17 protein-coding genes are annotated in these 12,823 nt (G+C 53.8%); 3 read left to right on the top strand and 14 right to left on the bottom strand.

The genetic code is table 11. From position 1 onward, the window contains the following. Positions 1-5: 5 nt before the first annotated feature. The 4 genes from AC6I6X_RS22180 to AC6I6X_RS22165 are packed head-to-tail and all read right to left on the bottom strand — an operon-like array spanning position 6 to position 1,479. Positions 6-209: a hypothetical protein gene (locus AC6I6X_RS22180; RefSeq protein ID WP_497932749.1), complete on the bottom strand. Its 204-nt coding sequence runs from the start codon at positions 207-209 to the stop codon at positions 6-8. Continuing rightward, complete coding sequence (locus AC6I6X_RS22175; RefSeq protein ID WP_497932748.1) at positions 202-804, bottom strand: hypothetical protein; 603 nt, start codon at positions 802-804, stop codon at positions 202-204. The genes AC6I6X_RS22180 and AC6I6X_RS22175 overlap by 8 nt, the downstream gene beginning before the upstream one ends. Then, positions 801-1,280 carry a hypothetical protein gene (locus AC6I6X_RS22170; RefSeq protein ID WP_497932747.1) on the bottom strand — a complete coding sequence of 160 codons (480 nt, stop codon included), beginning with the start codon at positions 1,278-1,280 and terminating at the stop codon, positions 801-803. Before AC6I6X_RS22170 ends, AC6I6X_RS22175 begins: the two co-directional genes overlap by 4 nt. A 1-nt stretch (position 1,281) precedes the next feature. Further along, on the bottom strand, positions 1,282-1,479 hold the full coding sequence (locus AC6I6X_RS22165) for a hypothetical protein (RefSeq protein WP_497932746.1): 198 nt from the start codon (positions 1,477-1,479) through the stop codon (positions 1,282-1,284). A 185-nt stretch (positions 1,480-1,664) separates the two neighbouring features. Here AC6I6X_RS22165 and AC6I6X_RS22160 point away from each other — a divergent pair, with 185 nt between their 5' ends. Next, complete coding sequence (locus AC6I6X_RS22160) at positions 1,665-1,946, top strand: MarR family transcriptional regulator (RefSeq protein WP_497932745.1); 282 nt, start codon at positions 1,665-1,667, stop codon at positions 1,944-1,946. Between the two features lie 556 nt (positions 1,947-2,502). Here AC6I6X_RS22160 and AC6I6X_RS22155 read toward each other — a convergent pair. Next, positions 2,503-3,288: a hypothetical protein gene (locus AC6I6X_RS22155; RefSeq protein WP_497932744.1), complete on the bottom strand. Its 786-nt coding sequence runs from the start codon at positions 3,286-3,288 to the stop codon at positions 2,503-2,505. A gap of 363 nt (positions 3,289-3,651) precedes the next feature. On the opposite strand from AC6I6X_RS22155, the gene AC6I6X_RS22150 reads away from it, so the two are divergent. After that, positions 3,652-4,149 (top strand): hypothetical protein, encoded by a 498-nt coding sequence (locus tag AC6I6X_RS22150; protein ID WP_497932743.1) that lies wholly within the window; start codon positions 3,652-3,654, stop codon positions 4,147-4,149. Between the two features lie 234 nt (positions 4,150-4,383). Here AC6I6X_RS22150 and AC6I6X_RS22145 read toward each other — a convergent pair whose 3' ends face one another. Together AC6I6X_RS22145 and AC6I6X_RS22140 are read right to left on the bottom strand one after the other, a co-directional pair. Further along, positions 4,384-4,851: a hypothetical protein gene (locus tag AC6I6X_RS22145; RefSeq protein WP_497932742.1), complete on the bottom strand. Its 468-nt coding sequence runs from the start codon at positions 4,849-4,851 to the stop codon at positions 4,384-4,386. Between the two features lie 90 nt (positions 4,852-4,941). Then, positions 4,942-5,274 (bottom strand): hypothetical protein, encoded by a 333-nt coding sequence (locus tag AC6I6X_RS22140; RefSeq protein WP_497932741.1) that lies wholly within the window; start codon positions 5,272-5,274, stop codon positions 4,942-4,944. Positions 5,275-5,503: 229 nt separating this feature from the next. Here AC6I6X_RS22140 and AC6I6X_RS22135 point away from each other — a divergent pair, with 229 nt between their 5' ends. Continuing rightward, the gene (locus AC6I6X_RS22135) at positions 5,504-5,686 is read left to right on the top strand and encodes a hypothetical protein (protein ID WP_497932740.1); all 183 of its coding nucleotides are present in this window, start codon (positions 5,504-5,506) and stop codon (positions 5,684-5,686) included. 126 nt (positions 5,687-5,812) lie between these two features. Here AC6I6X_RS22135 and AC6I6X_RS22130 read toward each other — a convergent pair whose 3' ends face one another. The 7 genes from AC6I6X_RS22130 to AC6I6X_RS22100 form a co-directional block, all read right to left on the bottom strand. Then, positions 5,813-6,853 carry a matrixin family metalloprotease gene (locus tag AC6I6X_RS22130; RefSeq protein WP_497932807.1) on the bottom strand — a complete coding sequence of 347 codons (1,041 nt, stop codon included), beginning with the start codon at positions 6,851-6,853 and terminating at the stop codon, positions 5,813-5,815. Between the two features lie 375 nt (positions 6,854-7,228). Beyond that, positions 7,229-7,507 carry a DUF3006 domain-containing protein gene (locus AC6I6X_RS22125; protein WP_497932739.1) on the bottom strand — a complete coding sequence of 93 codons (279 nt, stop codon included), beginning with the start codon at positions 7,505-7,507 and terminating at the stop codon, positions 7,229-7,231. A gap of 5 nt (positions 7,508-7,512) precedes the next feature. After that, a complete protein-coding gene (locus tag AC6I6X_RS22120) occupies positions 7,513-8,964 on the bottom strand; it encodes a lamin tail domain-containing protein (RefSeq protein ID WP_497932738.1) in 1,452 nt (483 codons plus the stop codon). Positions 8,965-9,153: 189 nt separating this feature from the next. Further along, complete coding sequence (locus AC6I6X_RS22115) at positions 9,154-9,660, bottom strand: hypothetical protein (RefSeq protein ID WP_497932737.1); 507 nt, start codon at positions 9,658-9,660, stop codon at positions 9,154-9,156. Positions 9,661-9,844: 184 nt separating this feature from the next. Beyond that, positions 9,845-10,081, bottom strand: coding sequence for a hypothetical protein (locus AC6I6X_RS22110; protein WP_497932736.1), 237 nt, complete (start codon positions 10,079-10,081; stop codon positions 9,845-9,847). A 470-nt stretch (positions 10,082-10,551) separates the two neighbouring features. Then, positions 10,552-11,637 (bottom strand): PAS domain-containing sensor histidine kinase, encoded by a 1,086-nt coding sequence (locus tag AC6I6X_RS22105; protein WP_497932735.1) that lies wholly within the window; start codon positions 11,635-11,637, stop codon positions 10,552-10,554. 357 nt (positions 11,638-11,994) lie between these two features. Next, positions 11,995-12,504 carry a hypothetical protein gene (locus tag AC6I6X_RS22100; protein WP_497932734.1) on the bottom strand — a complete coding sequence of 170 codons (510 nt, stop codon included), beginning with the start codon at positions 12,502-12,504 and terminating at the stop codon, positions 11,995-11,997. Positions 12,505-12,823: the final 319 nt, after the last annotated feature.

Genomic DNA, 12,823 nt, shown 5'->3' with positions numbered 1-12,823 from the left:
GTGATCTACTCGCCGATCGCAACGCCGTCCGCACACTCGAGGTCGACGTGGGCGACGATCTCGCGACCGACGCAGCGCCACTCGCCGTTGCGCCGTTCGTACTCTTCACGATCATAGCCGCCGATCGCCCGTGGCTCGAAGACGATTTTTCGAGCGGGGCCGCGTGGCGGTGTCCAGCGGACGGCGAACGCGTCGCGACGGTCAGTCATCGTCCTCAAGTTCCTCAAGTAGAGTCTCCGTATAGCCCTCGAGATCCTCACGGTTGCCGTGCTCGACCGCGAGTTCGGCGATCCGCGCGCCGGGTCCCCACAGCGGGGACAGCTTCAGGTCGTGGGCGAAGTCCGCGACGAGCTCGTCGACGTTCTTGCCGATGTTGTTCGCGATGCGCTGGAAAAACCGTCGATCCGGCGCGTCGAAAACGTCGAGGTCGCCGTCGAACTCGACGATCGTCTCAGCGAGGCCAAAGTAGGCCTGGACGTGGCCATCGATCTGGACGTCCCACTTCTCTGCCTGTTCGTCGTACCGAACCTGGTCGTCTTCCTGCCGTCCGAGTAGCTTGTGGATCGCCTCCTGCTTCGGATGGCGCTTGTTCCGCAGCGCCCAGAACTCACCAAACTCCTCGAGCGTCTCGATCCGGTAGGAGATTTCGATTTCGCCTGCGGTTCGTTCGGTGACGTCGCCGTGCTCGCGGATAATCGTCGCCGGTCCGGTGGCCTCGACGAGGAACGATCGTGGGAGTGGCGTCACCTGCTCACCCTCAAGCGCACCCGCGACGTCGTTGCTACTGGCCTCGATCGCCATCATTCCTCACCTCCGACGTCGTGGACAGTTGCGACGCGCTCGAGCCGGCCGCGGGGGAACGCGTAGGTCTTCAGTGTCTCGATCGACTTGGTCGTTCGATCGGGGTAGACGACTTCGTAGACGTCGTCCTTTGGTTCGAACTCAGGGTTGACGTCCGCGACGGTCTTGTTCGTTCCCTCGAGGCGGTACTCCTCGGCAGTGTACGGTGTCGTCTCGACTACGATCATCGTCTTCTCGTCGTCGTCCTCGGTGACGTCCTGGACGTGGTCGCCGACGTGCAACGGATCGCGATCGTCGTCCGTGCTATCGGCCATGCGCAGTTGGGTCTCGATAGGCTCGGCGTGACGATCCTCGCCGCCATCGGTCAGGACGCCTTCGGGACCGGCGACTGCGTCGGCTTCGTCGATCGATGGTTCGGGCCCTCTGTACTGCTGATAGGCTGCCTCCCAATCCGGGTTCGGGCGTATGTTGACCTGCATTTCAGATCCCCTCCGTTTCGACGGCGCGCTCGAGCGTATCGCGGACTGCGTGACACGCTGCGTTGTGGACATCCCAGTCCGGGAGCACGTCGACCGTCGATGTCGTCTGGGCCGCGATCGTACTTAGATCGATCTGGGTGGTTTCCGTTTCTGCCGATTCATCCGAAACCGTTTCGTGGGTCTGCGTGTGTACGCTCATATGCTGGTGATTCCAGCACGGTCGAGGGTGCTCCAACACCCGCGGCCACCTTCTGAGGCCGACTCCCGTGCTCAGTTACTACTCTATTCGCCAGCCTATTAAGCGTTACTTTGTAACGGACAATAGAGGGGACATCAGAAGGTACAACAGTGTAGACACTGATAGGTACTTTTGAGGGGATCGGTATGGAAGGATTCAGACGATTCAACGTGGCGAACAAGAGCTTCGACCCATCGAAGCAGCAACGACAGGTTCTCGATGTCTTCCGTGAGGAGTATCAGGTTAACCCGCGTCGGATTCGGGATATTACTCAACTCGAACGTCAACGTGTGAACGATGCTCTGAATGCGCTCGAGAACGCGGGGTGGATCGAAAAGCAGACACGTGGCCTCTATCGCCTCATCTACAATGGCGAGTGCTACGTCGAGCAAATTATTCAGTGCAAGGATAGGGAACACGATGAGTAGCATTCCGCAGACCGACGGCGGCAGAACCGTCGATTGGCTAAATCACCTCCATTGACCTGCCCTGAAGAACGGGATTCCTACCCGGGCGGTCTCCCGGTTAAATTGAGGGAACCATTCTTGCGCGTCGTCGACGAATTTGAGCAGCGCCGGCCTCAACGTGGTGCCTCACTCGACGCCGGCCGGTTACGTTGCAATAGTTCGCGATGTATTTTGTGTGGACAAGGCGCCAAGCGTTGCCGTCGTCGGCCCAGAGCTAGGAGTTTTATCATCGCGAGTCGGAGTCGTGAACACGAGTCAATATTTGCAGAATTCTTGGGTATTTCGATGTAGGTGAGTCTATAAAGAGAGTAAGAGGACGGCGGGATCGGCACGGTTGGCGGAGTGCACGCGATCGCGAGCCACGAGACATGAACACGCTGTGATCGAATTTGTGTTCATATCTGGAAAATCGACTTCGTCGGTATGCAACCGGTGGGGGTAGGAAGAACGATTCGTTCATGAATCCATTAGAACTGAACTATTGCCCACATTATTTATAAAAATAATTTTAATTTCACTAACGCATTCTCTCTTCTATTAGCTCTATTATCGCACCACTTTCTACATACCCAAACATTCGGAATAGTCTATAACATACATTTGCGACTGAAAGTAAGAATACGAAAACAACTAATAAAGGAACGGCAGTCAAAAAAGATAAATAAATCACTAGCAAGCACCAAAATAAATTCCAAAAAGCCCGTAGGAACGCATCATCTGCTATTTTCTTATCCATATATTTTCCTTTTATAATTTCTTTGTTAAGTGCAATTGAATCAGCATAATCATATAATACACACTTTTTCGGAACACCTAACTTTGAAACATCATGAATAAGACTCTGTATACGAGCGCTCTCCATTGACACCTTTATTAAAGATGTTCTTGAAGGAGACAGATTATAATAAAAAGATGTTGCTAAATTTCCAACGAAAACGGAAAAATATCCTAAGGTAAACAGAGATAGCATCCACACTAATATAGAGGAACTCACTTGTCCCAAATACCTTGATTCAGAAAGGGATCTAAATAATCTCTCTAATTGTTCTGATATGAGACTACCAATTTGTATTTCCCCAGACGCAATCAGCGGAGCCAAAAATGACAGTGTGGTAAGGAACAAACCAAATATGATAAAAATCGTTCTAAGTCTTTGTCGGGCATGATCCTCAATCCGACTATTAGTTTCCAGCTGATTATCTACTTTTCTGTAAGCTTCTTCGTAGAGTATGTCCAATTTCTCACTACTCGCTTGATCAATTTCTTCATAGCTCAGTTCTTCACTATCACTTCCTGTACCCATAGGGATTTGAACAATATTATTGCAAGCAAATATAACTAACACGTCACTCAGGACTTCACCGATAGATCTCGCAGACGGGTTTGGTAACTCTGTTTTTAGTTTCGACTCTGACGGTGCGGAGGCATGGCAATTGATTTGGTACCTTGGCCTTAGCCGCAATTTCCCTCCTAAGCCGACTTGGCAATTCTGGTTGTCGAGGCTGTCCCCATTCACAATACTACCGTAGAGCCATCTCTTCCGGTTGGTACCGCCCGATTCGTTTTGAGGCAAGCGCGGCACACAGAGCGCACGGTGCGCAATTGTTTGTCCCCCTTGGGGCAATATTCAAATCACTCATCTAATAATATGGTGCTGAACTAAGCTATGCAGAAAGAAACGAAAATAGAGCTCACTCAAGAATATCTGGTTCCGCTAATCGATACTAACCCTAGCCAGATGGAAGACCTCTCGTTAGATGACGATGACCTTGAAACAATTGAGAGGATACTTGCAGAGGTTTATCTCGAAGAAGCCTCTGGATTTCCAATTAATTTTCTCAAAGTCCTTCTACCACTCATATCAATTGATATACTGGTCCCAGTGCCGGCTGTGATCTATGGACTAGTAATCAGCATGGTTGGTACTTGGATATTACTTGTAGAAGCAGACATCCAAGGGAGGTATTCAATTGCAATGGAATCAGAAGTGACTTCAGGCGTATACCATGGCGCGGTTGTCGACAAGAGCAAAGCAGAGAAATTAGCCAGAAATACAGTTGTTACAAATATTGGCCTCGTTTGGATGACACTTGGATTTCTCTTTCAGATTGCGGCGGAACTCTTTTTCCCGACTGGGAGTGTCGTGTCCACAAATATACTATAACCGGACCCAATTCAACCCCTCCCTTTCGAGTGGATCACCTGGAGATCCGCGCACGGAGGCGGGGTGGGGACAGTGTATTTTTTCGCTTTTGTCCCCTTGGGGACACAGAGTGCTGGATGCGGTAGAGAGCCACGACTATAGTAGCCACTGAAACGATTTACACACTGATCGCAAAGCCATCCTGCGATCAGGTGTGCATTGACTTTCAGTGGCTACTATAGCTCAAACATACCCTCAGATATCGAACTTCCGAACGACCCGATCGGTTGGCCGGTCGTCAGCAACACGCCAGAGCCCCTGCGGCCAGAAGTGGTCCTCGTAGCCGAGGCTATCATTGACCCGCTCTCGATCGACGTCGATCTCCTCGTACCCTTCGACGGCAAAGATGTCGAGCGCTGGCCCACCGTTCCAGAACTCGTCCCGGATATACTCCGTGTGCCAGAATTCCCCGACCCGCCCTTTCGCGTGGTACCGACTCGTACTGTTCCGGTAGACCAGCAACGGATCGCCAGTCTCCATCTGTTCGAGATTTCGCTTGTTCCGTTCCCAACTTCCTTGCTCTGGGTCAGTCCGAACACCCCACACTCGCGCTTCGTCAGGGAACTCATCGGGCTTTTCGTCCTGATCACTGAGCTCAATAGGTTTCGTGAGCGTCTCCTGGAACGATGGTTCGTCGACGGGGACGAGCCAGAGCTGTGTCATACGCTGACTGTGAGTGTTCGCAACTTCAAACTCAGGGTGACAAACCAGTCCACCGATCGGTTTCCTTCCGACGACCCATTCGAGGTAGCGTCATCGCCACTCGTGATGGACCCAGTCCAGTTCGTCGCGATGGTCTTTGAGCCACTCCTCGAAATCGCCTCGCCAGTGGCCCGTCTCTTTTCGCGACACTGTTCCATCGCGATCGATTCGATAGACGTCGAGCCGTCCCTCGAGGAGATCCGCCATGGTGTCGTCGTACACCAGCGCCTCGCGACCCTGATCGCGGCTCGCGACGAGATCGCCATCGACAAACCCGCGGGCGAGTCGATCAACCATCGCCTCGACGTCGCCACCACGAAGTTCCAAGAGACGCGAACCGAGTTCGTATCTAACGACGCGGCGGTTCCGTTCCTGTTCGTGCATAGGTGACTGGATACCGACGAGCACCCTTATCGCTACCCGCGTTGGTTCCGATTCTTCCGAAAGCACCAATATATCCCTCAGTCATCAATTAGAATTAATTACTATGGGTGTATTCGATGAAGTGGCGAGAGGGTGTAGTCCTCCGGAGTCCGGACAGACACCCCCATTACACCACTCTCGCTTTGATTCTCCCGAGACTTTTTATCGGAAACCGCGGCCAAGATCGGCGATGCTCTCTGATCGTCAAGAGGACCTCCTGATCGCGATCGCACTCGCCGAATTCAGTTACGAGACCGAAGACGTTGATCCCGAACTCGCTGACTACGCATGGCAGTTGGCCGCCGATCGGCTCATTGCGTGGGACGTCACGCCGAAAGAGGCCGTCGACGAACTGCCGATCGGTGAGTTCTGAAAAAGCAGATTGTACTAGTCCTGACCGCATGAGGGCTCGTCTGAAACTCCCGATAGGGATTTTGCATTTCGTGTGTCAAGCGCTTCATCCCCACAAGGGTGATCGTCTGTAACGCGCGATCGGTCGTCAGTACTCGTCGTTCCACCAGTCGCTCGTCGCCACATCCACATCTAACTCGTCGAAGACGGCCGGCTTTTCGCTCTCTTCTAAATCTAGGTAGTACGCGAAGAAATCGGCTGACAGCCACCCAATTATGTCCTCGCGTGGATCAGCCAGTATGACCTCTAACTCCAGTCCGTTGATCGGGTCCTCGGTCGAGTTCGAACACGAAACATAGTTCTCCTTGCAGTCGTCTTCATCGTCAGTCACGACGACGACGAACTCCTCGTCAGCCTGATCACGCGACTCCGTTTCGTTAATCTCGCCGATCTCGAAGGTAGAGTTCATGTTTTCGGCCGACCAGTCTTCGTAATAGCCCAGACCGTGTTTGATCTGGTCGCGCACTTCGTCGCGATTGTGCGTCGACGTCTCCCAGACGAGACCCACATCAATTGGGTCGGGAATCGCAGTCATATTCGCGGCCATGACCGACTGCGGATTGTCATCATGATCAAGCCCGAGCGTATGCCCGAGTTCGTGTTTCATGATTTCTAGTGTGCTGGCGTTCGTGTATCCAGCTTCGATTTCGACCGGCACAGGCTCGTCGCGCGGCTCGGTCACGATATCAGCACAGCCCAGTGTCGTTGTCGAGAAAGATGTGCCACAGAGCGATATCTTCTCTTCCATTCGAATCTGGACATCCGGATCGGACGCGTACGGCTGGAAATCGTACTCGATCGGATACCCTGCGTGGGCCTCGCTGTTGTTCTCCCAGTAGTCCAACGCCTGCTTGACGAGCGGCGTTACGTCGCGATCCGCGCCCGATCGGTCAAGCGCGACAACTAACTCTTTCTTTTCATAGGGATTGGCCGGATCGACATCGACCGACGGCTCCGAGTTCGTCGCTTCATCGTTCGGTTCGACGTCGGTCGTGTTAGTCTCACCTTCAGTGTCGGCCGTGTTAGTCTCACCTTCAGTGTCGGTCGTGTTGTTCGTCGACGGTGAGTCGGCCGTCCCACCTCCGCCTGCACACCCCGCGATCGCGACGAACGCCACGCAGACGAGCACGAGCAAAGCCCTTCTGTCCATACCCGAAGGATATAGTCAGCTAACATATAATTCTGTTTGTAGATACAGTATCGATAAAACGAGCGTCGGTGGGTTACTCGACGTCCAGTTCGTCCCGAACGATCGCCCTGACTCTATCCTCGCTTCAACCCAACAAGGGTTCGTCTGTAACCCATGCCCGAATTGGGCGATATAAAGCTTCTTCTTACGGAAATCATATCAAGATTTCCGTCGGCCTGCAGTAACCCCTGGGGGTCGACGGAATACGGCTTGAGAGCACACAGAATCGATGTCGAGCGCCTTGAGGAGTCCGTCGACGATCAATACAACTGATCCTTTCCTCGAAAGTCCCCCTTCGCCAACTCTAGAGGCGACTCACTCCTCGCGATCGGACAACTTCTCCGACAATCGATCCAGTTTCTCCCGAGCAGACTCACGACGGTCTCGCGTTGCGTCCGGTCGGTACTCCATCGACACCACCTCATCATCCTCGAACGTCACCGAAAGCACGCCACCGTCTGTTTGAGCGGGGTCGGGCAGTCGATCGACAGGGACATCCACTTGCTCGATCACCTGCTCGTCCTCCTCGAGCAAGATCACGGCGATCTCGCCGTCCTCGATCCGGTCAACTACGCCGGTGTAGGTCCCCTCCATGGTTCTCATCCCACAACAGGCGCGACAGCTTTATCAACCCCACTGGCCCCACCACCTGCGACACGTGGAGGTGATGCCAGCGCAGTCGTCTCGTCGTCGGATTCGGGCGTTTCCGCGAGGATATCCTCGGCGTCCGTCGAGAACGACTCGCTCATCGTAACATCGATCGACGTGCCATCGGTTCGTACCACGATATCGCCGTGGACTCCCGTCCAGTACGTTTCGATCTCCCGATCGGCAAACCGTTCGAGCACTTCGTCGTTCGGATGCCCGTACTGTGAGTCGTAGGCACTCGAGATGATGGCCGTTTCCGGATCGATGGCGTCTACGAAGGCTTCACTCGAGGAGGTCGATGAGCCATGATGTCCAGCCATGTATACGTCGCTCTCGAGGTCGCTTCCCCACTCGTCGACCAGCTGCTGTTCGACGCCAGTATCGACATCACCGGGGGCCAGATACTGAAAGTCGCCGAACTCGAACGCCAGCACCACACTGTTGTCGTTGACATCGCTCCCGGGATCAGCGGGCGGGTTCATCACCTGGGCAGAGACGTCACCCTCGATCGGCAGTTCATCACCGCTTTCGACGATGAGAAGGTCGACACCGTACTCGTCGACGGCATCGAGGTAGTTCCCGTAGGTCGCTGAATCCGATGGGACTCCCGAATCGTACGCGGCCCCGACACCCTCACCATTCGTCTCGAAGTGCTCGATCACAGCGGCGTGGCCGCCAATGTGATCGGCATCGGCGTGTGTCGCGACCAGGTGGTCGATCCGATCGATTCCTTGAGCCTCGAGGTAGGCGATTACCTCACTGCCGTCCTGCCGCCAGTCTCCACTGTCGATCAGGATCGTCTCATTGGCTGGCGTGACGATGAGGGTCGAATCGCCTTGCCCGACGTCGATGTGGTGAATCTCGAACTCGCCCTCGACAGTACTCGCACCGTCCACATCGCTCTCGTCACCATCTCCGCCATCTACATCGCCGTCCGACTCATCGAGATCGATATCGCCGTAGGCGTGCTCGAGTACGATCTGGTCGTTGGCGTCGACGAGTCGAACTACGTCGCCATCGCCCCGCCAGATGTTCACGTTGTAGCCCCAGTACAGCTCGGTCTCGGTTGCGTCGCCTTCACCGGTCGTTATCCGTACCGTCTCACCGGGTTCGAGGACGAACTCATCTGGGAAGGAAAACGGTGAGAGGCCGCCATCGACTTGTCCTCCTTCCCGATCTCGGAGTTCGAATCCAGAGAGATCAACGGGCTCGTCGGCAGTGTTCTCAAGGGCGATATACTCCTCTTCAGGCGAAACATCCTTGATGTTCAGGTCGACGACTTCGAGGGCGTCGCCAACCGCCTGCGGGTCGTCGATCGCGTCCTCGGAGCCCTCAGTGTCGCTCGCACATCCTGCAAGAACGACGAAGAGCGCCACGAAGACTACGAGGATCGCTCGGTTCATACACAGTTCATTTCGAAGGAGTCGCTTGAGTGTTCCGTCCGGGGAAGAGAGGTGAGTGTAATCAGTACCGTGTGAAGACTTCTATGATACCTTCAACGTAAAAGAAATCTTGTGTTTGGTACTACAAGTTCCATTAGTTGGTACCGTCTGTCGTCTACACTCTTGAACAGATAGTCGAGAAGGGATATGTCAATTTCCTCTTCCTCTGTCCTCGTCGCGGCCGGGTACGACCTCGTACGTGCTGGCGACCTCGATCACATCCCCGGCGTCATTCTTTCCGCTGTCCAGATCATCGGTGAACTCGAACCGAGTCCTGAATTCGTAGCTACCAGGCGATTTCGGTGGCGTCGTGTACCGCCAATAGACGTACCAGTTCCCGTTATCTTCGAAGATGTCGCCGTGATAGGAATCGTAGTCCTCGACGAGCTCGCCGGCGATCGACGCCTGAATTTCACACTTCTTTAGAACTTCTTCGACTTCGGACCTCATCTCGGAGACCCAGCCGACTCGGTGGGTGATCCACTCACCTGTCGACACCTTTTGATCGGAGTTCGGGAAAGGATGGACAGACGCGCTCGGCGTCTTTTCGTTCGGTGGAAGTCTTCGATCGGGTTCGGCAGCGCCCGGCGCCGTCGCGAGTGCAGTCGTGCCGAACGCGACGGTACCTGCGGTTGTAAAGAACTGTCTGCGAAGCATGCAATCTACACTGATTGTCACTCACAAATATATTATGTCCGATAGGATTTGCGACGATTGTTCGGTCGTGGTATCTCTCCTCAACGCTAATTATGCATCCGTAGTAAGCGGCAATTCTCTATAGAAGTGTCTGAACGGAAGGTACCAGAATCGAAACCACCGGGAAAATTAGCGTGTCTATGTGTCACTCGCGTTGCCAGATGTAGACTGCAAACGCTAGTAACCCCCCAAAGAACGTCGTTATCATTAATCCACCAACGGCGAGTGACCACAGTGCAGCGTTTTCATCCCCGCGTCCATCTGCATCGGTGTACACCCAGTAGGCCAGAACGAAACCGAGTACGACAGGAACGACCAGGAAAAATCCGAATAGGACCAGTAGTTCAATACCACCGGGAACTCCGAACTGAAGAGGGACCATGCATTCTTTGTTGTGGCGAGTTTACAAAAAATATTCGAAATGTCCTGGGAGCAGTTCGCACGGCCTTGTTGAACCCTCAATCGGTGATAGGTTTCAGGAGTCGTGCTAAATACAAGGCGCGGGCCGTGTTTAGACGCGAAAATTCGAGGGAAACAAGGTCCACAGACCGAAAATAGATATATAGGTGTTGGAAATGGAATCGCCATCATGGAACTGGACTCTATAATTTCGGTTCTGCAGCCGTTTTATCGAGATTGGAGCAAGACCATCACCTCGGTCGAGGGGCAAAACTCTCGACGAGGTCTCGTCTGGAAGATCAGAATTGAGCCACAGCACCGCTCTCACTAGCGTCTAAACAAGGCCCATCCTCTGTATCTTGCACGCGCTTTCTACCAGTTTCTGAATGGGTTGTGCGAGGCGTGCGAGATACACAGCGCGAATGCAGTACGGAGAATCCTGGGAAAAAGCGTTCACGTATCGGTTGACGGAAGCGTAAACGAGAAGGTCGATCCGTCATCTCGGTTTGAGTCAATCCAAATTTCGCCGCCGTGTCGTTCGACGATTCGCTCGCAGACTGCGAGGCCGATCCCTGTCCCGTCGTACTCCTCGTGGCTGTGGAGTCGCTGGAAGACCTCGAACACTCGGTCCGCCTCATCGGGGTCGATGCCGATCCCGTCGTCACTGACCGAAATGATCCACTCGTCCCCCTCACGCATCGCGGAGATCGACACTCGAGGTTCCTGCTCCCCACTGTACTGGAGAGCGTTGTCCAACAGATTCTGAAAGAGTTGGCGGAGTTGGCTGGCGTCACCCTTCACAGTCGGCAGCGGGTCAGCAGTGATTTCAGCACCGGTTTCGCCGATTCGGATGCTGAGATCCGTCAACACATCGTCCACCACTGCGTCGAGATCGACCGGCTCGAAGGACTTCCCCTGTGTTTCGACTCGGGAGTACGCAAGCAGCCCCTCGATCATTGCCTTCATCCGCTCGGCACCGTCAACGGCGAACTCAATGAACTGTTCGGCGTCGTCGTCAAGGTCGTCGCTATACCGACTCTCGAGCAGGTCCAAGTAGCTCGTGACCATCCGCAACGGCTCCTGGAGATCGTGGGAGGCGACGTAGGCGAACTGCTGGAGGCGCTCGTTGGATTCCTCCAACTGCCGCCGATACGTGTATCGATCGGTGATGTCGAAATGGGCAACGGCGACGTATCTCCGATCACCGTCGGTGAACGCTGCTGCCCGCATGAGAAACCACCGTTGTTTGTCGGGAGAGTGACACGGATATTCGAACTCGAAAAGTTCTCGGTCGCCCGTTAGAATCTCGGATAACCCGGCAGCGGCAGTTTGTGCTGTCTCTGTCTCTGCTTGTCTGGTAATCGAAAGATAGTTGGAACCGACCGTATCTGGCTGAAGCTCGATATCGTTGGCCTCACCGAACTCCTGCCATGCGTGATTTGTATACAGGATCGTCCCTTCGTCATCGAGGATTGCAAAGTTGATCGGGAGTGTGTCCACGGCCGCTGGAATAAGAGCCTCCGGCTCCCGGGCATTCATATCCGGTTTCAGTTGACTGACGAAGATAAGGTTGTTCCCGTTCTGGTTGCAGGCGACGAGATGTTCTCTGCAGTCAACACGTGTTTTCTAACACGCTCTCGGTAGTTTGTTCGACTGCTACTGAATAAATAGAGCGGATGCAGCACGGATTGACGTCCACTCAGAGGGCAGCCTATAGTAGCCACTGAAAGTCAATGCACACCTGATCGCAGGACAGCTTTGCGATTAGTGTGTAAATCGTTTCAGTGGCTACTATAATCGCTCAGTACAGAGATGCTATGTAACACGTTGGTCAGCAGGCTACCCAGTGGCCGTCAGAAGCGGCTTGCTTAATCAAAGAACGTCTCGATGCAGTTTTCACTTGCTTCTCGTGTTACCCCGTTGGTTCGAACTGAACACGGTGTACGTTGCCTCAAGAGGGATGGATAGGCCTTCCGGATACACGTGTTCGCCATCGGTGAATCTCTCTTCGAAGGACAGTTCGAAACTGAACGTGTGTTCGCCCGGTTCCTTCGGTGGTGTCACGAACGACCACTCCGTGAACCATCCCTCGTTCACGCCGGAGAGTCCTTCGTACCGTTCGTTGTAGTAGGGATCGGACCAGTATTGGTCGGCATCGTCGACTTCGTCCCCGTCGATCCATGCGTTGACAGTCGAGTCGTCCAGGAACTCCTCAATGTCCTCTTTTGACGTCTCGTGCACGTCAACCCAGCCGACTCGATGTTTGATCCACTCACCGGCATCAACTGTCTGATCTGAGCCCCACGGATAGACGACTTGCCGAGAGACGTTGTCGTTTGGAGCTTCGCCGTTCTGCTTTGCTGTAACCGGCTGGATCGCCAGCCTACCGGCCAAGAGCCCGGTCACACATCCCGATAAGAATGTTCTCCGTTGCATCGCACTTCCAGTATATAATTAAAAAGTCTTATAATTTCATGTGGGATTCACACAGGCATGGATGAAATAATACTCCTGACAGATTCGCAGGTTTACTGATCGGGTGATCCAGCGTAGATTGCTCAGAAAGAACGAAATGTTCCTGCTGAACTTATTCTCTGAATTCAGCAATCTCGTCTTGACAGGCGAGGAAGGTTTCAACAGAGTCATCTCAGCGGAACCGATTGAACGTCAGACTAGCTATGTCGATTCGCCCCACATTCACGAAAACAAGTATCTTATTGTGTCT

The sequence above is a fragment of the Halosolutus sp. YCN4 genome, assembly GCF_059736495.1.
The sequence above is the reverse complement of the archived record's forward strand: the minus strand, read 5'-3'. Positions and strand labels throughout refer to the sequence as shown.

Coding starts and splice junctions, on each gene's coding strand:
- AC6I6X_RS22160 (WP_497932745.1), top strand. CDS start 1,665: ATGGAAGGATTCAGACGATTCAACGTGGCGAACAAGAGCTTCGACCCA.
- AC6I6X_RS22125 (WP_497932739.1), bottom strand. CDS start 7,507: ATGGAGGGGACCTACACCGGCGTAGTTGACCGGATCGAGGACGGCGAG.
- AC6I6X_RS22170 (WP_497932747.1), bottom strand. CDS start 1,280: ATGCAGGTCAACATACGCCCGAACCCGGATTGGGAGGCAGCCTATCAG.
- AC6I6X_RS22120 (WP_497932738.1), bottom strand. CDS start 8,964: ATGAACCGAGCGATCCTCGTAGTCTTCGTGGCGCTCTTCGTCGTTCTT.
- AC6I6X_RS22165 (WP_497932746.1), bottom strand. CDS start 1,479: ATGAGCGTACACACGCAGACCCACGAAACGGTTTCGGATGAATCGGCA.
- AC6I6X_RS22115 (WP_497932737.1), bottom strand. CDS start 9,660: ATGCTTCGCAGACAGTTCTTTACAACCGCAGGTACCGTCGCGTTCGGC.
- AC6I6X_RS22105 (WP_497932735.1), bottom strand. CDS start 11,637: ATGAATGCCCGGGAGCCGGAGGCTCTTATTCCAGCGGCCGTGGACACA.
- AC6I6X_RS22135 (WP_497932740.1), top strand. CDS start 5,504: ATGCTCTCTGATCGTCAAGAGGACCTCCTGATCGCGATCGCACTCGCC.
- AC6I6X_RS22145 (WP_497932742.1), bottom strand. CDS start 4,851: ATGACACAGCTCTGGCTCGTCCCCGTCGACGAACCATCGTTCCAGGAG.
- AC6I6X_RS22150 (WP_497932743.1), top strand. CDS start 3,652: ATGCAGAAAGAAACGAAAATAGAGCTCACTCAAGAATATCTGGTTCCG.
- AC6I6X_RS22140 (WP_497932741.1), bottom strand. CDS start 5,274: ATGCACGAACAGGAACGGAACCGCCGCGTCGTTAGATACGAACTCGGT.
- AC6I6X_RS22155 (WP_497932744.1), bottom strand. CDS start 3,288: ATGGGTACAGGAAGTGATAGTGAAGAACTGAGCTATGAAGAAATTGAT.
- AC6I6X_RS22175 (WP_497932748.1), bottom strand. CDS start 804: ATGATGGCGATCGAGGCCAGTAGCAACGACGTCGCGGGTGCGCTTGAG.
- AC6I6X_RS22110 (WP_497932736.1), bottom strand. CDS start 10,081: ATGGTCCCTCTTCAGTTCGGAGTTCCCGGTGGTATTGAACTACTGGTC.
- AC6I6X_RS22180 (WP_497932749.1), bottom strand. CDS start 209: ATGACTGACCGTCGCGACGCGTTCGCCGTCCGCTGGACACCGCCACGC.